Below are 23,284 nucleotides of genomic sequence, written 5' to 3'. Positions count from 1 at the left end.
ATGAATGCTAAAATAGCAAGATTGTTATTTGTATTGTTTCTTGCTTGTTTTGTAGGTTGTAAGAAGAAGCAAAATAAAGTCTTAAATGCCATAAAGGCTGAAAGTAAATTGTTTTATTACCAAGGAAGAACAGATGTTTTAAATGATAGTACTGTAGCTTTAATTTCACCTGGTGCTTATGTAGTAAGTACTTTTTTAGGGAACTCCTGCGAGGTTTTTTTAAAAGGAGAATTTGAACCTTATAATTATGTTTCGCTAGAGTTAGATGGAAAATATTTGGGTAGAATTAAAATTGAAAGCGATTCCATAAGGCCTTATTTAATAAATGTTTCAACTACAAATAAAGAGCATACACTTAAAATTTTTAAAGAAACAGAGGCTTCTAACGGAACAGTTTTGTTTAGTGGTTTAAAGGCTGAAAAAGTAGTGCCTTATAAATTAACAACCACTAACTATATTGAGTTTATTGGAAATTCTATTACATGTGGTGCAGCTTCAGACGGGAGTGTTATTCCTTGTGAATCAGCAGCTTATTTTGACCATCAAAACGTTTATTATGCCTACGGACCAACTGTTTCAAGAGCTCTGAATATTGATTTTAAGTTAAGTTCAGTGTCTGGTTATGGAATTTATAGAAACTGGAATGACGAGAATATTGAAGAACCAAACTTACCACAGGTATATGAAAATTTGTATTTAAATACTGATAATTCAAAAAAAAATAATTTTGACCATATTCCGGATGTTGTTAGTATTTGTTTAGGAACCAATGATTTATCGGTGGGTGATGGTGTTAAGCCACGCTTGCCTTTTAACAAAGAAAAGTTTATAAGCAATTATATAAAGTTTGTTAAAACAGTGTATATTTATTACCCAAAAACACAAATTGTTTTATTAAATAGCCCTATGGTTGGTGGAGAAATGAATGAATTGTTAGCTACTTGTTTAGAAGAAGTTCAGTTTTATTTTAGTGAAAATATGAAGAAACAAATTTTATTATTTATATTTGATGCTGTATATAATGGAGGTTGTTTAGGACACCCAAGTGTTTCTGAACATCAAAAAATTGCTGAAAAATTGACTCCTTTTCTTAAAAATATCAAAAATAATTAATGATGAAATTCTTAACTTCTAGTCTGTTTTTAGGATTACTGCTTGTTTGTTTTATAACTACAAATATGAATGCTCAAATAGCCTATGATCAGGTAAGTAATAAAAATATTTCAGTTGGGTCGTATGGAAGAGTTGGCGTAGATTGGTCTTTTGCTGATGGAAGAACTATTGGTAGGAGATTAAATTTGAACAATATGGGGAGTATTGGAGGTAGATTGGAAGAACAAGACTACTTAGAATTAGCTCCGTCATTTCATTTCAATCCAAAAAAAGGAGATAGTACGGTTATCCATGCGCAGGTAAGATTGTCTGCATATTCAAATAGCTTAACATCATTTGCAAATAGTTCAACCTCTTCATTAGGAGGTTTAACCTTTGCGCTCCCTGAAATGTTTGTTCAAGCTAGAAATATTGGAGGGAAAGAATTAAATATATGGGTAGGAGCCAGATTGTATAGAGGAGCAGATTTACATATTGCCGATCATTTTTATTTTAACGATCATTCAGGTCAAGGTTTTGGAGTTGAATATAAGAAAACGCGTTTTGCATCGATATTTGTATCTTCAACAGATACTACCGCTACAGTGCCTCCTTATTTTTATTTAAACATTAAAACAGGTACGCCAAGTACAGGACTTAGACAAAGGAATGTATTAACGTTGGAACAAGATGTAGATTTTGGGAAATCAAGTACGGTTACATTTTTAGGTGAATATCACCGTATGCCTGATGGTGATAGTGAGGTGGAAATTGATTCAGTTGAAACGATTGTGAATTTTCCTTCAGACCATGGTTTTGTGATAGGAGCAAGACATCATGTTAATTTTACAAAAATGAAGGAAGGTTCTTTTAATGATTTTAGTATTAGATATGGAACACGAATTGCAAATGGTGGTGATGGAGGGTTATCAAAAACTTGGTTGACTTTTGGTGCGCCAGATTTAAATTCGTTGAACTTTAAAGGAGCATATTCTTTGTCGGTAGTAGATCAGGCGGTTTTTAATTTTTCAGATAAACACACCTTAAATCCATATATAGTTTTTACCTTAAGTAAAGGAGGTGCAGCTACAAATGGTTTGTCCGAAACGTATTTTGGAAAAGAAGTTTATAACAAGAAAATTGATTTTACTGTTGGAGCAAGAGATGAATACTATATATCGGACTTTTTTCATTTAATTACAGAATTGCATTTTTCTCAACGGAAAGATGGTTACAATCCTTATGCAAATGTTGTTAAATTTAGTGTGGCTCCAGTTTATGTTCCTACAGGAAAACGTGATACTTGGGCAAGACCACATATACGATTTGTAGCTACGGTAGCAAAGTATAATAATTTTGCAAAAGAAACACTTTATTCACCTTATCTTCAGTTTGCAGGGGCAAAAAGTTGGGGAACTTATTTTGGTTTTAAAACCGAGTGGTGGGTTTGGAATTAATAGAAATTACTTATTTAATTTTAGGCTTGCTTTTTTTATGAGTTCTAACGTTGAAACGTCAGAGGCGAATACAGAATTTAATCCTTGTGGTTCTTGCGGCGGATCTGCTGTAAAATCATCGCTAGGTTGCCATTTTCCGTTTTCAGGATTTGTTTTGGCATAACCAGCAAATCCCCAAAAATTAAGTCCGGCCAAATTACCTTGTTCTTTTTTGCTTTCAGAAATTCTTTCAAAAATAGCTTTGTAAAAAGTATTTCTATTTTGAATAGAAGCTGTTGGAGATAAACTTTCTTTTTCACGAGGAAATCCAAATTCAGACATTACTATAGGTTTATTTAATTGCTGTGCTATAAGAATGTGCTCATTCATATAGTTATTGGCCTTTTCAATAGATTCTAGCGTTGTTAAGGCTTCGTTGTTAATATCATACCAACCCCAGTTTTTAGGCCACATATGCATTGTTAAATAGTCTATGTTTTTGTTTGAATGTAATCGTTTGTACATTTCAATATCTTGTAAATAACTAGCTTTTCCTTCTGCACCTGTTGAAATTAAATGAATAGCGTCTAGAGATTCAATTAAATCAACAGTTTCATTTAGCCAATTGGAAAAAGCGGCTTCGTGTTCAGGCGTCATTAAAACTCTTGGTTCGTTAGCAACTTGCCAAGACATAATAACATTGTCGGTTGTGTATTTTAATCCTGTGTAAGAATTTGTTCTGCCCATAATAAATTTCACGTGTTTGTAAAAAGCTTCTTTACATGGCTCACAACTATGAAATTGTTTGGTGTAATTCATGTATTCATCCCATGTATATTGCTCTAAAAACGGATTAGGAACGGTTCCATAACCATTCCACTCTAAATATTGAGACATTCCTCCAGACCAAATCCAATTATTGTTTAAATAAAGTACGGCATACATATTTCTTTTGCGCATTTCAGTCAATAAAAAATCTAAGCCATCTAATAAATCTTCGTTGTATTTTCCTTGTTCGTATTGCAAAGCAGGATGTACACGAGAATCGCCACCATCACCTTCAGCACCAACTAAAATCCTAAGGTTATCAATACCTATACTTTTCATTAAATCTAATTCCTTTATTAATCGTTCCCTATCACCACCATTTTTTGCGGCAATTAATGGCCCGTACCAATAATTGGCTCCTATAAAATAATAAGGGTTTTCGCCTTTGTAGAACTGTCCGTTTTTTACGGTAATTAGTTTGACTTTAGTATTAGCTTCATTTTTTGAAGCTTCTTTACAGGAAATAAAAATGACTAAAAATAGAAGGATAAGGGGGTGAAATAGTTTCATTAAATACAATTTTGAATTTATTTACTGAGTAGCATACACGCTCTTGAATTATGGTAAGGAGCTTTCCACATTCCCATTTTATAATCGGTTGTGTATAATTCTTGGTTTTTATCAACGCGCCAAAACCATTCACCATTTGTGTGGTCTATAATGTGGTGTTGAAGAAAATTTAAGATGCTTTTTGAAACATTTAAAAAAGCCTCGTTTTTTGAAATTTTATAAGCGTAATTTAAACCAACCAATGCTTCTGCTTGTGGCCACCAATGTTTGTCTCCATCTAATTTATTTGTTGTTGGATTGTATTCATTGTAAACACCTCCGTCTACATCAACACCTTCTTTTATAAAAGTTTCAGCAATTAAAACCGCCGTGTTGTTAGTTTTTAACAATAATTCGTTGTTATTAATAACTTTGGCAGCTTCAATTAGGAGCCAAGCAGTTTCAATATCATGGCCATATGAAACAATATTGCTCTTTAAATTCCATTTTTCATCAAAAAATAAATTGAGATGATTTTTATTGGTTAAAAATTTATCTAAAAAAAGATGGATTAAATCATCTAATTTCTTTTTTAAAGATTCGTTTTTATATACTTTATATAAGTTTGTATACGCTTCTAAAATATGTAAATGCGTATTCATAGTTTTTGCTTCATTAGCATCTTTATCACTCAAACGCATATCTTTAATTACCGACCAATCTTCATTAAAAGCTTCAATATAGCCTTTGTAATTTTGATCGTTTGCATGTATTTCAATTAAATTATAAATTTCAATAGCCCAATCAAGGGCATCATTATTTTTTGAAAACTGATAATATTCAGACAAGGCATAAATCATAAATGCTTGTGCATACACTTGTTTTCGTTTGTTAATTGGGGTTCCTTCCGAAGTTAATTCCCAATAAACGCCGCCATATAGTTCATCTTTAAAAAAAGTTTCTAAATAATTATAAGAACGTTTACAAATAGTGGTGTATTTGTCGGTTTTATAGTGGTTTGATGCTGCAGAAAAAGACCATAAAATTCTGGAATTTAAAATAATTCCTTTTGTTGCATTTGGAACTATTTTATTGAAATGATCTCGTTCTCCAATAAAACCATCATTTATTTCGTCTATTGAATTTTTGCTCCAGTAGTTTAAAATATTTTCAAGTTCTGTAGTTAATACAACCGATATTTTTTCAGCTATTGCATGCATTATTTACAATTTTGGTTTCTTTCAACTAAATCTATAATTGTTTGAACGGACCCTTGTGAAGTAAACGTATCTTCAGGACTATGCATTACATAATCAACTAATTTTTCTACAGAAGAAACAGCAACGTGCATTCTGGTATCAGAAGAAGCATAATATATATAAATAGTTCCATCAGCATCTTCAATCCAACCATTTGAAAACAACACATTAGAAACATCTCCCAATGTTTCTTTGTAGTTAGGAGCCATAAAATACCCTGCAGGTTGATGAATTACTTTGGTTAGATCTTCTAAATCGGTCATAAACATATATAAAACATAGCGCAATCCAGCAGCTGTGTTTCTAACACCGTGCGCTAAATGTAACCAACCTTCTTTTGTTTTAATTGGCGCTGGCCCTAAACCGTTTTTTAGTTCATATACGGTGTGGTATACTTTATTATTAATAATAGTTTCTTCTTTTACAATGGGATTTTGCATGTCAGTCACATACCCAAATCCAATGCCTCCACCATTACCAATGTCAATAAATCCATCCTGCGGACGTGTATATAACGCATATTTTCCGTTTACAAATTCAGGATGTAAAACAACATTTCTCTGTTGCCCAGAATTAGAAACTAAATCGGGTAAACGTTCCCAATTTATCAAATCTTTTGTGCGTACGATTCCTGCATTTGCAGTAGCCGAACTTGTATCAGTTTTTGGTGCATTTGTATCTTTTCGTTCGGTACAAAATATACCGTAAATCCAACCGTCTTCATGCTGAATTAAACGCATGTCGTACACATTTGTATCTGGATTTCCTTCGATTTGAGGGATTACACAAGGTTTATCCCAAAATTTAAAGTTGTCTATTCCGTTAGAGCTTTCGGCAATTGCAAAAAATGATTTACGATCGGCACCTTCAACCCGAACACATAAAATATATTTGTTATTCCATTTTAAAGCACCAGCGTTAAAAGTAGCATTCATGCCAATTCGCTCTAGTAAGTGTGGATTTGTTTCAGGGTTCAAATCGTACCTCCACTCAATAGGTGTATGTTCAGCAGTTAAAATAGGATTTTTATAGCGTGTGTAAATTCCATTAGAACACTTCGATTTTTTATTTTTTTTACTGATTAATTTTGCAAAACGTTTTTGTATGTTTTTAATAGAATGTTTTTTCATAATGCCTAATCTAATTTTTTATCTAGAGTATTCCACCAGAATTTTTTCAATAATACAAGACAAACAACTAGTATAGCTAGTGATATATATATTGGCGTGGTTTGTCTAAAAATAATGTACATAGGAATAATAACCAACACAGTTTGCGCTACAATACCAATAAACACATTAAACATATCAATTCCAAAATCGTTGTTTGGTTTAATTGTAGGATCTTCAGTAATTAATTTATCGCTAATTGGTTTCCAAAAGCCCCAAGGACGTACGTTTTTATAAAAATCTTTTAAAACAGCTTCTTCAGTAGGTGGAGCACTGTAGGTTCCAACAATACTTCCAATTAATGAAATAACTAAAATAACCGGAAATAAGTAAAGTCCTAAAACGTCAGGAAATAGTTCAGGAACAATACCTGCGGAAACTAAACCAGCAGCCATTCCCCAGAAAAATCCTTCGCCATTAAACCTCCACCAGTACCATTTTAAGATATTGGCACCTACGTAACTTCCGTATAATACAGAAACAATCCATTGTAAAACAGAGTTTACATCTTTAGCAAAAATACCTAATACAATACTTACTAGTACAACAACAATACCTGTAAGGTAATTCATGTTCTTAATTTGAATGTTACTAGCGTTTGGGTTTTTATATTTTAAATAAATATCATTTACTAAATAGGCTTGAGCAGCGTTTAAAGTTCCTGCAAAAGTTGACATAAATGCGGCAATTAAACCAGCTAATAATAAACCTAACAATCCAACCGGAACAAATTCTTTAATAGCTGTTGGTAATATCAATTCAAAATCAATATTTCCTGTTGAATTTAAAAGGTCTAGTTTTTCGTAATAAATTAAAGCTAAGGCCGCAAAACCAGCAATCATTAAATAACGTATTGGCATTAAAACTACCGATACAAATCCACTCATTTTTGAAGCGTCAGCAGCAGTTTTTGTAGACAATATTTTTTGCATATCATACGTTGGCGCAGGTCCTGCCAAACTCACTAAAACACCTTTAAAAACCATCATCATAAAGAAAATTGTAAATAGTCCAAAGCCATCTTCTCTAATTTTATCGTTTACTTCAGGAATAATAGTACCCCAATCTAAATCTAACTTCCATCCAAATGTTGGGCTCATCCACCCTTCAGGAACATCTAATAGGTGAGTTCCTACAGCTTGAAAGCCTAAATAGCCAATAATTAAAGCAGCTATAGTCATAATTGCAAACTGAACAACATCAGCCCAAACAATACCTGACATTCCTCCTAGTAAAGAATAAAATACAGCAAAACAAGTGAAAATAATTCCATAAAAATGAGGAACATATTCTGGAGTAACAGTAAAAGGAATATAGTTGCTTACTACTTCCCAAGGAATAAATATTTCAACAAATTTACCTAAGCCAATAAACCCGTAAGCTAAATATCCAAGACACATAATTAAAGCAAAAACTACTACTACAATGTGTGAAAGTTTGGCACCTTTTTTAAAACCAAAACGAGTGCCAATCCATTCAGCTCCTGTTGTTGCGTTTGATCTACGAAGCCATTTTGATAAATAGACCATTAAAAACACTTGGTTAAATACGGGCCACAGCCAAGGTATCCAAGCACTTTTAATTCCGTATACAAACATTAATGTTACTAGCCAAATAGTACCAGAAATATCAAACATTCCTGAGGCGTTAGAAAGGCCTAACATATACCAAGGAATTGATTTCCCTCCTAATAAATAATCATCTTTACTTTTTTGTGCTCTTTTTCTAAGTACTAGTCCAATTACAATAATGGTAACTAAATACATTAAAATAATTAAAATATCTGCAGTGTGTAATAATTTCATTTGGTTAATTTATTGTCTAGTTGATTAATGTCTTCTAAAAATAGTGTTTTTGGAAGGTTTTTAAATTGAATAAAATCTTGTTCGTTTAATTGTCCTTTGTAAGGCATGTAATGATGTTTTGTATCGTAATTTCGCCAAGTTAACACCCAGCTTATTCCGGTATTTTCAATAGCAGGGTATAATACTTTAGTAAACCAATTTTCAGTTTGAAGAGATTCTAATCCGGTTTCAGTGAAAGCAAATAATTTATTTTTTTTAATAGCTACTTCTTTAACAATTGCTAAATCATGAACTACAGCATTCATGTATTCTTCAGAATTATTAAAGTCATAAATATCCATCCCTAAAATATCTACATAGTCATCACCGGGATAATAGTCTAAATATTTATCACCAGGATTTAATTTATTTGGAGAGTATGCGTATAGTAAATTATGAAGTTTATGTTTATCTCTTAATAATTCAACAGTTTCTTTCCAAAGTATGCTATAATCTTTAGGGGTACAATTTTCACCTCCCCACCAAAACCAAGAACCATTCATTTCGTGAAATGGTCTAAATATTACAGGGATATCTTCACCGTTGTATTTTAGAGTACTTAAAAAATCAGCAGTTCTAGCAACCCATAGTTCATATTTTTCTCTTTCACTTCCTCCTTTTAAAATTGCAGGTACTGCAGGTGTTTTATCCCAAGAGCTTCCACCAGTAACAGGGTTGTTTAAATGCCAGCTTATGGTAATAATTCCTCCTCTTTTATGCGCGTCAATAATTAAATCTTTCATTGAATTAAAAGGAACGGTATCTAAGTTATAAGATTTGTTAATTTCAATCCAACCTAAATCAAAACCAAAAACAGCCGGAAAGTCACCGGTAACAATTTCAACATCACTTTTTATGTTTGAAGGATTATCTTTATGATTCCAACCAAGTCCGTAAGAAGTGTCGTCTTGATGTCCAACAGCAAATCCTTTTTCAGTAATTGCTTCAAGTTTGTTATATAATATTTTTACACTTTCAGAAGCGTTTTTGTCTACAAAATTAGTAGTTGTATTTTCTTTTTTTTGAATAGTATTACAAGATTGAAGGGTAATAACTAAAACTAAGAAAACTATTTTTAGGTGATTTTGTAATGAATTACTCATTTTTGAACAAATTTGTTTTTCAAATTTAGCTATAACTATTCGTTGGAGGTAGTATTATTTTGTCAAAATATTAAAATATAATTACATTATTTAAATGTATTAATATTGAATACTTTATATGTATTCCCTTAAAAAATTAAAGTACAACTGATTTTAGTCATACAAATAGTGATTACTTTTTTCGAACTTTAGAATAATTATAAAAGCATGATTATGAAGCGTCTGGAACCCATATCTAAAATTATGACCAGAGAGCTTATTACCTTAAGCTTGTCTGATGATTTGTATAAAGCCGAAAAGCTATTTAAAAAACACCATATTCGGCATATTCCAATTGTTGAAGAAGAGCATATTATTGGAATACTAAGTTATTCGGATTTAAAAAGAATAAGTTTTTTAGATTCGTATGATTCACACGAAGTGGAAGTTGATAATGCTATATATAATATGTTAAGCATTCAACAATTAATGGTGAAGAATATTGTGAAAGTAAATTCGAGTATTACTGTAAAATCAGTTGTTGAAATTTTGGCTAAAAATGAATTTCATGCCTTGCCCGTTGTTGAAAACGATATACTTGTAGGTATAGTAACAACAACTGATTTGTTGAAATATTTATTAGATCAATATGAGTTAGACGAATTAGCGACTTAAAAAGAAACTAAGTTTTTAAGTTCTTTAATTGTTTCTGTAGGGTTTTCGCTTTTAAATACAAAACTACCTGCAACAAAAGCATCAACTCCCGCTTCTAATAATTGTTCTATGTTTTGGTTGGTAACACCACCATCAACTTCAATAAGCGTCTCAGCTTCTGAAAATTCAATAAGTGCTTTTAATTGTTGTACTTTTTTATAAGTGTTTTCAATAAAACTTTGTCCGCCAAAACCAGGGTTTACACTCATAATTAAAACAACATCAATGTCTTTAATTACGTCTTCTAAAACAGCTGCAGGTGTGTGTGGGTTTAAGGAAACTCCGGCTTTCATTCCGGCAGCTTTTATAGCCTGAAGCGTTCTGTGTAAATGTGTACAAGCTTCATAATGTACTGTTAAAATATCTGCACCTACTTTTTTGAAATCTTCAATATATCTGTCTGGATCAACAATCATTAAATGAACATCCATTGTTTTAGTAGCATGCTTTTTAATGGCGCTAATTACGGGCATTCCATAAGAAATGTTTGGAACAAAAACACCGTCCATTACATCAATATGAAACCAGTCAGCTTCACTGTTGTTAACCATTTCAATATCACGTTGTAAATTGCCAAAATCGGCAGCTAACATAGAAGGAGCTATATATTTAGTCATTTTTGTTTTTTTTAGTTTAGTTTTTGCAAAAATACATTTAAAAAAGAAAAACGCTCGAATTTTCGAGCGTTTTTTATTCAGTATCAAAAAAGTAAGCTAAATCTTAACCTAAATAAGTTTTTAATATTTTACTTCTCGATGTATGTTTTAACCTTCTAATTGCTTTTTCTTTAATTTGACGAACACGTTCACGTGTTAAATCAAATGTTTCACCAATTTCTTCTAGAGTCATTGGGTGCGTATCACCTAAGCCAAAGTATAGTTGAACAACATCAGCTTCTCTAGGTGTTAAAGTTTCTAAAGCACGTTCAATTTCAACTTTTAATGATTCATGTAATAAAGCTCTATCTGGATTTGGAGATTCTCCTGTGTTTAATACATCATATAAGTTAGAATCTTCACCTTCAATTAAAGGAGCATCCATAGATACGTGACGACCAGAGTTTTTCATAGACTCTTTTACATCATTCACAGTCATATCTAATTTTTTTGCAATTTCTTCAGCAGAAGGAGGTCTTTCATTCTCTTGCTCTAAAAATGCATACATTTTATTGATTTTGTTGATAGAACCAATTTTGTTTAAAGGCAAACGTACAATACGAGATTGTTCAGCTAATGCTTGTAAAATTGATTGACGAATCCACCATACAGCGTAAGAGATAAATTTGAAACCACGAGTTTCATCAAAACGTTTTGCAGCTTTAATTAAACCTAAATTTCCTTCATTAATTAAATCGGGTAATGTTAATCCTTGATTTTGATATTGTTTAGCAACAGAAACAACAAAACGTAAATTAGCTTTTGTTAAACGTTCTAAAGCAACTTGATCACCTGCTTTAATTCGTTGTGCTAATTCAACTTCCATTTCGGCAGTAATTAAATCTACCTTTCCTATTTCTTGTAAGTATTTATCTAATGATGCAGTTTCTCTATTTGTAACCTGCTTGGTAATTTTAAGTTGTCTCATGTAAAATTAAAATATTTTTGATTTTTATATGTGCTACATTATATATACGTTGTATTTCTAAAAATGTTACAAAAAAAATAACTTATTGTAATTTATTAACGTCTTTTAACAAAAAAGCTCCTCAAATTGAGGAGCTTTTTAAAAATATGTATCAAGAATTAATCTCTTGATCTTGGTTTTCTATCTCTATCACCACCACGGTTATCTCTTCCACGGTTGTCACGTCCTCTATTATTATCTCTTGGAGGTCTTTCAACAAAACCTTCAGGCTTTGGTAATAAAGCTTTTCTAGATACTTTGTCTTTACGAGTTTTTGGATCTTTTCCGAAGTATTTTACATCAAAAACATCACCCATATTAACAACGTCAGTTACGTTCTCAGTACGTGCCCAAGCTAATTCAGAAATGTGTAATAAAACTTCGTTACCAGGAGCTTCAGTATACTCAACTACAGCACCAAAATCTAACATTTTAATTACTTTCACTTCATAAACACTTCCAACTTGAGGTTTGAATAATAAAGAATCAATTTTAGCTAATACAGCATCAATACCATTTTGATCAGTTCCTAAAATTTCAACAATACCTTCTTCAGTTATTGGATCTTCATTGATAACAATTGTACAACCAGTTTCTTTCTGCATTTCCTGAATAACTTTTCCTCCAGGTCCAATTAATGCACCAATAAATTCATTAGGAATTCTTCTTGAAACCATTTTTGGAGCATGTGCTTTTACATCTGCACCAGGTTGTGCTATTGTATCAGTTATTTTTCCTAAAATGTGTAAACGACCATCACGAGCTTGTTTTAATGCATTCACTAAAATTTCGTATGATAATCCTTTTACTTTAATATCCATTTGACAAGCAGTAATACCGTCAGCAGTTCCTGTAACTTTAAAGTCCATATCGCCTAAATGATCTTCATCACCTAAAATATCACTTAATACAGCATAACGATCACCATCAGAAATTAATCCCATAGCAATACCTGAAACAGGTTTTTTCATTTGAACACCAGCATCCATTAATGCCATTGTACCAGCACAAACAGTTGCCATTGAAGATGATCCATTAGATTCTAATACTTCAGATACAACTCTTACAGTATAAGGACAATTGTCAGGAATCATTCCTTTTAACGCACGTTGCGCTAAATTTCCGTGTCCAACTTCTCTACGTGAAGTACCTCTTAAAGGTCTTGCTTCACCTGTACAGAAAGGAGGGAAATTATAATGTAAATAGAATGTTTCCTCACCTTGGTAAGTTGGCATATCTATTTGGTTTGCTTCTCTAGATGTTCCTAAAGTAACTGTTGCTAATGCTTGAGTTTCTCCACGAGTAAATATTGATGAACCGTGCGTTGATGGTAAGTAATCTACTTCACACCAAATAGGTCTAATATCTGTAGTTTTTCTTCCGTCTAAACGTAAACCTTCGCTTAATGTTAATTCACGAACTGCTGTTTTTTGTGCTTTATTGAAATATTTTCCAATCATGCCTCCAAATTCAGCAACTTCTTCTTCAGTAAATGAAGCTTTTATTTCTTCTTTTACTTCTTCAAAAGCAGTACTTCTTTCTTGTTTAGAAGTCCCTTTTTTAGCGATGTCGTAACATTTTTGGTATGCTGCATCGTGAATTCTTGTAGCTAATTCTTCATTTTCTTCTTCAGGCTCATAAGTACGCGTTTCTTTTTTACCAAAAGATGCTGCTAATGCAACTTGTGCAGCACATTGTACTTTGATAGCTTCATGTGCAAATTTAATAGCTTCAGCCATTTCTTCTTCGCTACATTCATCCATTTCACCTTCAACCATCATTACAGAATCTGCAGATGCACCAATAGTCATATCAATGTCAGCTTGTTCTAATAATTCTCTACTTGGATTGATGATAAATTCACCATTTACTCTTGCAACTCTAACTTCAGAAATTGGAGTTTCAAAAGGAATATCACTTAATTGAATAGCAGTTGAAGCTGCTAAACCAGCTAAAGCATCTGGCATTACATCTTCATCAGAACTCATTAACTGAATCATTACCTGTGTTTCAGCGTGGTAATCTTTTGGGAATAATGGACGTAAAACTCTATCCACTAAACGCATTGTTAACACCTCAGCATCCGTAGGTCTTGCTTCTCTTTTAAAGAAACCACCTGGATAACGACCTGCAGCAGCAAATTTTTCTCTGTAGTCAACTGTTAATGGTAAAAAATCAACATCACTTTGTTTGTAGTTAGAAACTACTGTACAAAGCAACATAGCTTTCCCCATTTGTACAACCACGGAACCGTGCGCTTGTTTTGCTAATTTTCCTGTTTCAATTGAAATGGTTCTTCCATCTCCTAATTCAATAGTTTGTGTATGTACCTTAGGTATCATAAATAATTTTTTAAATTTTAATTAAACAATTGGTTGTTGTTGTGTTGTGTGTTTTCCAATGAAAAGTTTAATTTAAGCTTTCTTTATAATAAGAATTTTCAAAAAAAAAGAGGCAAAATTTGCCTCTTTTTCTGAATGAAATTATTTTCTTATTCCTAATTCTTTAATTATCTCACGGTATCTTACAATGTCCGTTTTAATTAGATAATCTAGTAAGTTTCTCCTTTTACCAACTAATTTTACTAAAGAACGCTCAGTATTGTAATCTTTACGATTTCTTTTTAAGTGCTCTGTTAAGTGGTTAATTCTGAAAGTAAATAAGGCAATTTGTCCTTCTGAAGATCCAGTGTTTGTTGCTGATTCTCCGTGTTTAGCAAAAATTTCTGCTTTTTTTTCTTTTGTTAAGTACATGCTAACATTAATTTATTTAATAATTTTTATGTATGGTTAGTGCAGTTGCAGCTACCGGTCGGCAAATATACTATTTATTATTTTGATTGACAATTAATTATAAAGAGAACTTTTTTGCTTTCTAAATTAAACTTTAACAAAAGTTTAAGGTCTAAGACAATATAACAACATATTCAATGTTAACTATTTAATTAATTAAAACCCACAACCAAAATGAAAAATTCAGGATTAAAATTATTAATGATTTTTGTTGCAATTACATTTATTTTTACAAGCTGTGAAAATAGTGAAGCTATTAATGATGTAGAGCCAATTTCAGAAGAAGATACCATTACCACAGTAGAAGCTGATGATGTATTAAATGATGTTGATAGTTTAGTTGATGACCTATGGGGGTCAATTGATGCTTCTGTTGCTGGAAAGTCTGAGGGAGATAAAAATCCTTATTTAAGTTGTATGATTAAAACTAGAGTAACTGAAGGAGAAACAACAATTGTAACTTTAGATTTTGGAAGTGATTGTACATTACCTTTTCAAAATGTAGTTTTAAGTGGTAAAATTATGATGGAATATATAAAAGATATTGAAGCTAAAACAATAACTATTATATATTCATATGATGATTTTTACTATAACGATTTAAAAATTGAAGGAACTAATGAGGTTTCAAAAATAAAAGAAAACGAAAACGGACTAAGAGAACACACCCGTATGTTTGATATTAAAGTTATTTGGCCTGACGGAGAATTTATTACTAGAAAAGGAGAAAAAGTTAGAACACTTATAGGAGGTTATGAAACCAAAAGTAATTGGGGCGATAATGTTTTTTCGATTACAGGAAGTTGGAATACAACTTTTAAAAATGGAAATGTTATGTCTGCTACAATTATTGAGCCTTTAATTCGTAAAACGGCTTGTAGGTTTATTGTTAGTGGTACTATTGAAAAACAAAAAAATAATAGATCGGGTGTATTAAATTTTGGTGACGGTACTTGTGATAATGTTGCTATATTTACAACAGATACTGGTAAAGAAATTGAAATTGTTTTAAGAAAAAGAAAAAGGTAATAATGGCCTAAGTTTAATACATAAAAAAGCGAGCATTTAGCTCGCTTTTTTTATGTTAGATAATTATTTTAACTTCTAATTGGAAGGTTCTGAATTAAATCTATATATAAATTAATTTCTTGTTTTAAGTTTTTACGCTCAATAATTCTATCTAAAAAACCGTGTTCTAGCACAAATTCTGAACGTTGAAATCCTTCAGGTAAATCTTTTCCTGTAGTATCTTTTACAACTCTAGGCCCTGCAAAAGCAACCAACGCGTTAGGTTCAGCAAAATTTACATCACCAAGCATAGCATAAGAAGCAGTTGTACCTCCAGTTGTTGGGTCTGTACATAAAGAAATATAAGGTAGTTTTGTTTCAGCTAATTGCGCTAGTTTTACCGATGTTTTTACCAATTGCATTAATGATAATGAAGCCTCCATCATTCTTGCTCCACCTGATTTTGAAATCATTACAAAAGGTAATTTGTTTTTCATTGCATAATCAATGGCACGACAAATTTTTTCACCAACAACACTACCCATAGAGCCACCAATAAATGCAAAATCCATAGCAGCAACCACTAGGTCTTTTCCTAGAGATTTTCCTACTGCTGTTCGTACAGCATCATTTAAGTTTGTTTTAGCATAGGCTTGTTTTAACCTGTCAGTGTATTTTTTTGTGTCTGTGAATTTTAAAGGATCTTTAGATACCATGTCTTTATCAAATTCTTCAAATATGTTATCATCAAAAAGAATTTCAAAATACTCGGCACTTCCTATTTTTACGTGGTAACCATCTTCTGGACTCACATAATAGTTTTCTTTTAATTCGTCAGTATCAACAATTTTTCCACTAGGTGTTTTATACCATAAACCTTTTGGAACATCTTTTTTATCCTCTGTGGGAGTTTGAATTCCTTTATCTTTCCTTTTAAACCAAGATGACATAATATTTTATTTTAGTTGAAAATTGTGGTGCAAATTACTAAAAAAAATAAAGAGAACATATAAAATTATGTTCTCTTTATTTTTTTTGATATATAAGTGTATGATTTATAGTACGTCTACACAATTTAAATCTTTAAAAGCTTCAGTTAAACGAGCTTTAAAAGTTTCTTCACCTTTACGTAACCATCCACGAGGATCGTAGTATTTTTTGTTTGGTGAATCTGCTCCTTCAGGATTTCCAATTTGAGTTCTTAAGTACTCAATTTTGTCATTCATATAATCTCTAATTCCTTCAGTAAAAGCAAATTGTAAATCAGTATCAATGTTCATTTTAATAACACCGTAACCAATAGCTTCTCTAATTTCTTCTAAAGAAGAACCTGAACCACCGTGGAATACAAAATCTACAGGGTTTGCTTCAGTTCCGTTTTCTTTTTCAATATATTTTTGAGAATTGTCTAAGATTTTTGGAGTTAATTTCACATTTCCTGGTTTATAAACACCATGTACATTTCCAAATGAAGCAGCAATTGTAAAGTTGTCACTTACTTTCTTCAATTCATTGTATGCGTAAGCTACTTCTTCAGGTTGTGTGTATAATTTAGATACATCAACATCAGAATTGTCAACACCATCTTCTTCACCACCTGTAATACCTAACTCTATTTCTAAAGTCATACCCATTTTAGCCATACGAGCTAAATAAGTTTTACAAATTTCAATGTTTTCTTCTAAAGGCTCTTCAGATAAATCAATCATATGAGAGCTAAATAATGGAGAACCAGTTTCAGTAAAGTGTTTTTCACTTGCATCTAATAAACCGTCAATCCAAGGTAATAATTTTTTTGCTGCGTGGTCAGTATGTAAAATAACTGGCACACCATAAGCATCAGCTAATGTGTGAATGTGTTTTGCTCCTGCAACACCTCCTGCTATGGCAGCTTTTTGACCTTCGTTTGATAATCCTTTTCCTGCATTAAATTGTGCTCCACCATTTGAAAATTGGATAATTACTGGAGAATTCAATTCTTTAGCTGTTTCTAAAACAGTATTAATTGTGTTTGAGCCGATAACATTTACAGCTGGTAAAGCGAAATTTTTAGCTTTTGCTAATTTGAAAATTTCTTGAACCTGGCTTCCTGTTGCTACTCCTGGCTTAATAGTATGATTCATAATATTTTAAGTATTATTATTATTGATAGGTTTTGAGCAAAATTAATCAAATATTTAAGATTAACGTAGTTTTAGATGGCAAAAAAAGCGAAATCGTAATAGTTTTTAGACATTTAATTTAAAAAGGATAACTAATACCAAAATTATAAACAGCACTGCTAAAGTTATAGTTTTGTAACCATTTACTGCCTTCTTCAATATAAGGTTCGTACGTTTTAAAGCCAAAATCTAAGCGTATTAATATAAAACTTAAATCGTATCTAATTCCAAATCCTGAGCCAACACCAATATCTTTAAAGGATTCAAACCCGGTGAATTTTGCTTCTGGTGGATTTAAATCAGAGTTGGTAATATCCCAAATATTTCCCGCATCTATAAATAGCGCTCCTTTTATACTGTTTAAAATTTCAAATCGATATTCTAAACTTGTTAATAATTTTAGGTTTCCTACATTGTATTCTAGGCCAGTACTGCTTTTTCCTGGACCTAAATCATATACTTTCCAGGCACGTAAATCATTTGCACCACCTATAAAATAACTTCTGCTAAACGGAATGGTTTCTGAGTTTCCATAAGGTATGGCAACACCTGCAAAGGCTCTAAAGGCTAAAACATTTTCAACATTTAACTCCCAGAATTTTTTATACTCTAAATCGGCTCTAATGTATTGAGAAATAGGGGTGTTAATAAGGTTTTTTACATTGTTTGAATCTTTTTTCTGAATTATGGCAGTTGTAAGAAGACCCGCAGAAGCAATTCTAGCTCTAAAAAATGAAAAGTTATTGTCCTTGAAGTTTTCTCTATTGTTGTATGTAAAGGTATACGCTATTGATGGTACAAATGCATTTTCAGTAATTATATAATACCTCGACTCAATATTTATAGCTGTTTCGTAGGCGTCAGGATCAATTTCTTCAAATTCAGGAGTTATGTTTTCATCAATAAATTCTAATGCATTGTCTTCAGTTAAAATATAATCTGGAAAATATTGCTCTTGAATGTCCTGTAATTGACCATATTCATAAGAATATACATAGAAGTATTGGTCTGGATTTAAGTTTTTAATGTATTGCGCATTTAATATTTGTAAACTGTGTTTAATTTTTTTTGAAGCTTCCCAATTATAATCAACAATACCTGTAAAACGTTGTTTATCTAGACCAATATTTTTTTGCAAACTTGTACCTAAAGTAAATGTTGTTTTGGGCGATTTTCCTTTTGCTAAAAGCTTATTGTATTTAAATGGTGATAAAAATCTAGGAAATTCTAATAAAATATCAGCACCTATTTCCCAAGCGTTTAGCAACCTATCGTTTTCTGCAGCATCTTTAGAATCAATAAACGACCCTTGTATCGAAAATTTTAAAGTTTCTGCACCTTTAAAAATATTTCTATTTGAAAATGAAACTTTAGCTAGCATACCTAGTTGTCTAACATTTGAGTGTGTTAGTTCAGTATTTAATCCAATTCCGTATTTTTTTAGAGGTGTTAAATAAATAGATGCTTCTAAGTCATCATTTTCTAATTCGGTATATTTTATATCAACCGATCTAAAGTTATTTAGGCTTCGTAAACTTTTTCTCGACAATTCTCTTGCATCATCATTGTAAAAGTCAGTTGGTTCAATAAAAATGGCATTTAATAAATGCTTGGGTTTGTAGCGTAATTTATTTTTTGATAAAAATTGATAACCGTTAGCGTTGATAGTATCAGTTATTGGCTCATCTTTTGCTTGAAAAGAATAATCAGCATAAATTTTTACGTTTTTAATTTTCTGAATTTTGAAAGGAATATTAGCAATACTGTCACTAATTAATAATTCTATACTTGCTTTATAATTTGAAGAATCAGCTTCAAAGTTAATGGCGTTCTTATTAAAACGATATACTCCAGAATTTCTGAAAAGGTTTGTTAATCTATTTTGCTCAGCAACAAACGATGATAATTTAAATTGATTTCCTTTTTTTATTAATGAAGCTTCTTTTGAAGTATTGTAAATAGAATCGAGAACGGTTGATGTAATATCGGTTCTAACACTGTCTAATAAATAGGGTTTCCCTGTTTCAATTTCATAGTTAACTTTAATTCTTTTGTTTTTAATTTCAGTTTCAACGGGTTTAACAGTTGCTTTAAAATAACCTTCATTATTGTAATGCTGTATTAAGTTATCAATCGTTTGCTTCGTTTTTTTCTTATCTAAAATTACAGGTTCTTCGCCACTTTTTAGTAACCATTGATTTCCGTCGTATTTAAATTTACGAAGCCCCCTTGCTTGCTTGTCTGAAAATAGGGTAGAAGTGAAATTGTATCTTTTAGGATATTCAGACTTCCAATTTTCAAAATCAGTATCAAAATCTTTATTACCTAAGTTGTGAATATGAAGCTGAAGCGGAAAACCAAGAACAGGTTGATTAGGTCGTTGAACAATATAATCAGATATTTCGCTGTCAACATTTTTTTTATTGTTTACAGTTACCGAATTTTTAACCAATAAATGTTCATTTTCAGGAACATACTTTACGGCGTTACAAGCTGAAAAACTAAAAGTTATACTTAATATGATTATTAATATTATAAAATTGTTTTTCAATAAATAAGAGTTTAAATTTGTTTCAAATGTAAAACTTTTCAAGGTATTACCCAATTACAATTATTTATAAATAAATTTATGAGTTTAAGCAAAAGTCAACTAAAATTAATAACGAGTTTACAGCAAAAAAAGTACCGAACAAAACATGGTTTATTTGTGGCTGAAGGGACAAAGGTTGTAAGTGAGTTTTTAAACGCTAATTTTAAGTTGAATTCTTTGTTTTGTGTAGATTTTTCGAGCTATAGCGCTCTTGAAAACGTTACTGAAATTTCCGAGTTAGCATTAAAAAAAATAAGCACATTAAAGTCGCCTAACAATGTGTTAGCTTTATTTAAAATTCCTGTGGAAGCTACTTTGCAAAATGAAGGCTTTTTTGTGGCGCTTGATGAGATTAACGATCCCGGGAATTTAGGTGCAATTATTAGGCTTTGTGATTGGTTTGGCGTCACCCAGTTAATTTGTTCAAAAAATACGGTTGATTGCTACAATGCTAAAGTGGTAATGGCTTCAATGGGGTCTTTAACTAGGGTTTCAATTGTTTATACCGATTTGTTAACCTATTTAAAAGCATCTCAGCTTCCTAAATATGCAGCTTTAATGGATGGTGAAAATGTGTATAAAAGTAATTTGCCAGCAAACGCTATTTTAGTAATGGGTAATGAAGCAAACGGAATTAGCAAACCAATTTTAGAAGTGATAGATTCATCAATTTCAATACCAAGATTTGGAGCAATGCAATTAACTGAAAGTTTAAATGTTGCAACTGCAACGGCAATTTTATTAAGCGAGTTTAAACGACAATTTTAATGAAAAGCCATTTTTAAGAAAATACCTCTTGTTCCAAAATAATCAACATTTCCAGTCCAAGGACTGTTGGTGTTTTTGTCTCTTACCAATTCATCATTTATCGCAAAAATACCTCTTACAGAAGGTGAAAAGATAAAGTATGGCAAATAAATGTCGATACCTAATCCCATCTCATAGGTAAAGTTATTTTTTTTCATTCTAAATTCTCCATCGTAATTGTCATCAGGGTTATCCTCATTACTTGAGAAATTATAGTCGTATGAAACACCACCTATAATATAAGGTCTAATGTTGTTGTATCTGTCCGTATTCAATTTGATTAATAAAGGAACACGTAAATAGGTAGAATTAACTTTACGTATGCTATCTCTTGGGCCTCCGGGAATATGAGTAAAGGCTAATTCCTTCGTGTTACTTGAAAGTCCTGGTTCTAATCGTAAATTAATATTTTTATGCAATCTGTAATCCCCAATTAAGCCAACATTAAACCCAACAGCAGGTGTAACATTCACAAAAGTATTTACATCAGTTAAATAAGATATTTTATAACTTTTCATATTTAACCCTAAATAATAACCCCAAAAAACTTTTTGTTTGTCCCAATTTTGTTGGTATTCAACAACATCTCTTTTTTGAGCAATACTGTAATTAACAGAAAGTATAATTAGTGTAAGAGCTATAAATATTTTTTTCATAAGTTATTTTTTTGCTATATAAATTGTAGCAACACCAAAAGTTTGTGGTTTGTTTTCTATAGCTATAAACCCCGTTTTTTGTAAAATATTGTTGAAAGCTTCTCCATAAGGAAAAGAAGCAGCAGAATCTGATAAATATTTGTAAGCAACTTTGTCTTTTGAAAAAACACGGCCAATGGTTGGTAATATTTTTGTTGAATAAAAACGATATCCTTGTTTGTAAGGTGTTTTTGTTGGCACAGAAGTTTCTAAAACAACAAAAGTACCACCAGGTTTTAATACTCTATAAATTTCACCTAATCCTTTTTCTAAATTTTCAAAATTACGAACCCCAAAAGCAACTGTAATAGCATCAAAAGAATTAGCTTCTAAAGGTAGTTCTTCAGAATCGGCAAGTACCATTTCAATTTTATTGTTCAACTGAAGTTTATTTATTTTAGTACGTCCAACTTCTAACATTCCGTCAGAAATGTCTAATCCTACAATTTTTTTTGCTGAAGTTTTAGTTAAACTTATGGCTAAATCTCCTGTTCCTGTAGCAATATCTAATACTGTTTCAGGTGCTGTATTACCTACAATTTCAACAACTTTATTGCGCCATTTTATATCAATTCCAAAAGAAATAACACGATTTAAATTGTCGTATTCTTTAGAAATTGTATCAAACATTTTGGTAACCTGTTCTTTTTTTCCTTCTTCAGAATTTTTATAAGGAGTTACTTTTTTGCTCATAAATAATTTAGTAATTAACGGCTACAACTCCTTCAATTTTACCAGGAATTAGTTGTTTTAGCATATTTTCAATTCCATTTTTTAATGTAACGGTTGATGAAGGACAGCCACTACAAGCACCTTGTAAAACAACATTTACAATCTTTGTTTCAACATTGTACGAGTTAAATAAAATATTTCCACCATCAGCAGCAACTGCAGGTTTAATATATTCATCTAAAATACTAATAATTTGTTGTGAAACTTCATCTAAATCTTCAGGGTTATAAGTTTCATTTGTTGGTTGAATATTGTTTTCAGAGGCTACGGCAATGGTTTTTCCGTTGGCAATAAATTCTTTGATAAAACTTCTAATTTCAACAGTTATATCTCCCCACTCAACAATATCAGATTTTGTAATTGAAACATAGTTTTCAGAAATAAATATTTCTTTTACAAATGGGAAATTGTATAATTCAATAGCTAAAGGTGCATCTTTTGCTTCGTCAACACTTTTGAATTCAAAATCTACATCAACTAATTTTTTATTGGCAACAAATTTTAAAACTGAAGGATTTGGTGTTACTTCAGCATAAACTTCAACCGGTACCTTTTTTTGAATATGATCTTCAATTACTATAGGGTCTCCACTGTTTAAATAATTTTCTAACTGCTCTTTTACTTCTTCCTGAACATCATTCCATTCAACTATTGAAAAACGTTCTAAAGCAATAAAGTTAGCAGAAAACAACACTCTTTTTACAAACGGTAAATGAAAAAGTTGTTGTGCTAAAGGTGAGTTTTTTGCTTCATCTATATTATTGTACTGATGACTACCACTTGTTAAAACATTGTTAGCAGTAAATTTCAGAATTGTATCAGTTCTTGTTGTTTCTATTTTTAAAGAAATTCTGTCCATTTTTTTATTTTATTTGTGCAAAAGTACTAAAACATATTAAGGTATGTTTAGTGTAAATTCAAAAACGCCTCAAATTTGAGGCGTTTTTCATTATATTTTAAAG

20 protein-coding genes are annotated in these 23,284 nt (G+C 31.4%); 5 read left to right on the top strand and 15 right to left on the bottom strand.

The window, feature by feature from the left end:
• Together CHB67_RS07200 and CHB67_RS07195 are read left to right on the top strand one after the other, a co-directional pair.
• The gene (locus tag CHB67_RS07200; RefSeq protein ID WP_176461232.1) at positions 1-1,113 is read left to right on the top strand and encodes an SGNH/GDSL hydrolase family protein; all 1,113 of its coding nucleotides are present in this window, start codon (positions 1-3) and stop codon (positions 1,111-1,113) included.
• Entirely contained in the window at positions 1,113-2,549 is a 1,437-nt protein-coding gene (locus tag CHB67_RS07195) for a carbohydrate porin (RefSeq protein ID WP_089381067.1), read from the top strand. Before CHB67_RS07200 ends, CHB67_RS07195 begins: the two co-directional genes overlap by 1 nt.
• 6 nt (positions 2,550-2,555) lie before the next feature.
• Here the strand turns inward: CHB67_RS07195 and CHB67_RS07190 are convergent, their stop codons facing one another.
• From CHB67_RS07190 to CHB67_RS07170, 5 genes are read right to left on the bottom strand one after another with little or no spacing between them, the layout of a single operon-like run.
• Positions 2,556-3,866: a glycoside hydrolase 5 family protein gene (locus tag CHB67_RS07190; RefSeq protein WP_089381066.1), complete on the bottom strand. Its 1,311-nt coding sequence runs from the start codon at positions 3,864-3,866 to the stop codon at positions 2,556-2,558.
• A gap of 17 nt (positions 3,867-3,883) precedes the next feature.
• Positions 3,884-5,065: an AGE family epimerase/isomerase gene (locus CHB67_RS07185; protein ID WP_089381065.1), complete on the bottom strand. Its 1,182-nt coding sequence runs from the start codon at positions 5,063-5,065 to the stop codon at positions 3,884-3,886.
• Positions 5,065-6,234, bottom strand: coding sequence for a glycoside hydrolase family 130 protein (locus tag CHB67_RS07180; protein ID WP_089381064.1), 1,170 nt, complete (start codon positions 6,232-6,234; stop codon positions 5,065-5,067). The genes CHB67_RS07185 and CHB67_RS07180 overlap by 1 nt, the downstream gene beginning before the upstream one ends.
• A 5-nt stretch (positions 6,235-6,239) precedes the next feature.
• On the bottom strand, positions 6,240-8,078 hold the full coding sequence (locus CHB67_RS07175) for a sodium:solute symporter family protein (protein ID WP_089381063.1): 1,839 nt from the start codon (positions 8,076-8,078) through the stop codon (positions 6,240-6,242).
• On the bottom strand, positions 8,075-9,220 hold the full coding sequence (locus CHB67_RS07170; protein ID WP_089381062.1) for a glycoside hydrolase family 26 protein: 1,146 nt from the start codon (positions 9,218-9,220) through the stop codon (positions 8,075-8,077). The genes CHB67_RS07175 and CHB67_RS07170 overlap by 4 nt, the downstream gene beginning before the upstream one ends.
• 213 nt (positions 9,221-9,433) lie before the next feature.
• Between CHB67_RS07170 and CHB67_RS07165 the strand changes: the two genes are divergently transcribed.
• Positions 9,434-9,874 (top strand): CBS domain-containing protein, encoded by a 441-nt coding sequence (locus tag CHB67_RS07165; protein WP_089381124.1) that lies wholly within the window; start codon positions 9,434-9,436, stop codon positions 9,872-9,874.
• On the opposite strand, the gene rpe is transcribed toward CHB67_RS07165, so the two are convergent.
• From rpe to rpsO, 4 genes are all read right to left on the bottom strand, one after another.
• Positions 9,871-10,530, bottom strand: coding sequence for a ribulose-phosphate 3-epimerase (gene rpe, locus CHB67_RS07160; RefSeq protein ID WP_089381061.1), 660 nt, complete (start codon positions 10,528-10,530; stop codon positions 9,871-9,873). The genes CHB67_RS07165 and rpe overlap by 4 nt on opposite strands.
• Before the next feature lie 103 nt (positions 10,531-10,633).
• Positions 10,634-11,497: a sigma-70 family RNA polymerase sigma factor gene (locus tag CHB67_RS07155; RefSeq protein ID WP_089381060.1), complete on the bottom strand. Its 864-nt coding sequence runs from the start codon at positions 11,495-11,497 to the stop codon at positions 10,634-10,636.
• A 158-nt stretch (positions 11,498-11,655) separates the two neighbouring features.
• Positions 11,656-13,878, bottom strand: a complete 2,223-nt coding sequence (locus tag CHB67_RS07150; RefSeq protein ID WP_089381059.1) for a polyribonucleotide nucleotidyltransferase — start codon at positions 13,876-13,878, stop codon at positions 11,656-11,658.
• Positions 13,879-14,019: 141 nt separating this feature from the next.
• Positions 14,020-14,289 carry a 30S ribosomal protein S15 gene (rpsO, locus tag CHB67_RS07145; RefSeq protein ID WP_089381058.1) on the bottom strand — a complete coding sequence of 90 codons (270 nt, stop codon included), beginning with the start codon at positions 14,287-14,289 and terminating at the stop codon, positions 14,020-14,022.
• 213 nt (positions 14,290-14,502) lie between these two features.
• Here rpsO and CHB67_RS07140 point away from each other — a divergent pair, with 213 nt between their 5' ends.
• Positions 14,503-15,357, top strand: a complete 855-nt coding sequence (locus tag CHB67_RS07140) for a hypothetical protein (protein ID WP_089381057.1) — start codon at positions 14,503-14,505, stop codon at positions 15,355-15,357.
• Between the two features lie 68 nt (positions 15,358-15,425).
• Here CHB67_RS07140 and accD read toward each other — a convergent pair whose 3' ends face one another.
• The 3 genes from accD to tamL form a co-directional block, all read right to left on the bottom strand.
• The gene (gene accD, locus CHB67_RS07135; RefSeq protein ID WP_089381056.1) at positions 15,426-16,286 is read right to left on the bottom strand and encodes an acetyl-CoA carboxylase, carboxyltransferase subunit beta; all 861 of its coding nucleotides are present in this window, start codon (positions 16,284-16,286) and stop codon (positions 15,426-15,428) included.
• A 105-nt stretch (positions 16,287-16,391) separates the two neighbouring features.
• Entirely contained in the window at positions 16,392-17,459 is a 1,068-nt protein-coding gene (fbaA, locus tag CHB67_RS07130; protein WP_089381055.1) for a class II fructose-bisphosphate aldolase, read from the bottom strand.
• A 118-nt stretch (positions 17,460-17,577) separates the two neighbouring features.
• Positions 17,578-20,049: a translocation and assembly module lipoprotein TamL gene (gene tamL / locus CHB67_RS07125; protein ID WP_176461231.1), complete on the bottom strand. Its 2,472-nt coding sequence runs from the start codon at positions 20,047-20,049 to the stop codon at positions 17,578-17,580.
• Between the two features lie 78 nt (positions 20,050-20,127).
• Between tamL and CHB67_RS07120 the strand changes: the two genes are divergently transcribed.
• Positions 20,128-20,856 carry a TrmH family RNA methyltransferase gene (locus tag CHB67_RS07120; RefSeq protein ID WP_089381053.1) on the top strand — a complete coding sequence of 243 codons (729 nt, stop codon included), beginning with the start codon at positions 20,128-20,130 and terminating at the stop codon, positions 20,854-20,856.
• Here the strand turns inward: CHB67_RS07120 and porT are convergent.
• From porT to CHB67_RS07105, 3 genes are read right to left on the bottom strand one after another with little or no spacing between them, the layout of a single operon-like run.
• Positions 20,853-21,551: a type IX secretion/gliding motility protein PorT/SprT gene (gene porT / locus CHB67_RS07115; RefSeq protein ID WP_089381052.1), complete on the bottom strand. Its 699-nt coding sequence runs from the start codon at positions 21,549-21,551 to the stop codon at positions 20,853-20,855. The genes CHB67_RS07120 and porT overlap by 4 nt on opposite strands.
• 3 nt (positions 21,552-21,554) lie before the next feature.
• Complete coding sequence (gene ubiE, locus CHB67_RS07110; RefSeq protein WP_089381051.1) at positions 21,555-22,283, bottom strand: bifunctional demethylmenaquinone methyltransferase/2-methoxy-6-polyprenyl-1,4-benzoquinol methylase UbiE; 729 nt, start codon at positions 22,281-22,283, stop codon at positions 21,555-21,557.
• A gap of 7 nt (positions 22,284-22,290) precedes the next feature.
• Positions 22,291-23,181 carry a NifU family protein gene (locus tag CHB67_RS07105; RefSeq protein WP_089381050.1) on the bottom strand — a complete coding sequence of 297 codons (891 nt, stop codon included), beginning with the start codon at positions 23,179-23,181 and terminating at the stop codon, positions 22,291-22,293.
• Positions 23,182-23,284: the final 103 nt, after the last annotated feature.

Origin of the sequence: Lutibacter agarilyticus, assembly GCF_900188235.1 — a bacterium.
Classification (GTDB): domain Bacteria; phylum Bacteroidota; class Bacteroidia; order Flavobacteriales; family Flavobacteriaceae; genus Lutibacter; species Lutibacter agarilyticus.
Note: the sequence above shows the minus strand (reverse complement) of the source record. Positions and strands in the feature narration are given on the sequence as shown.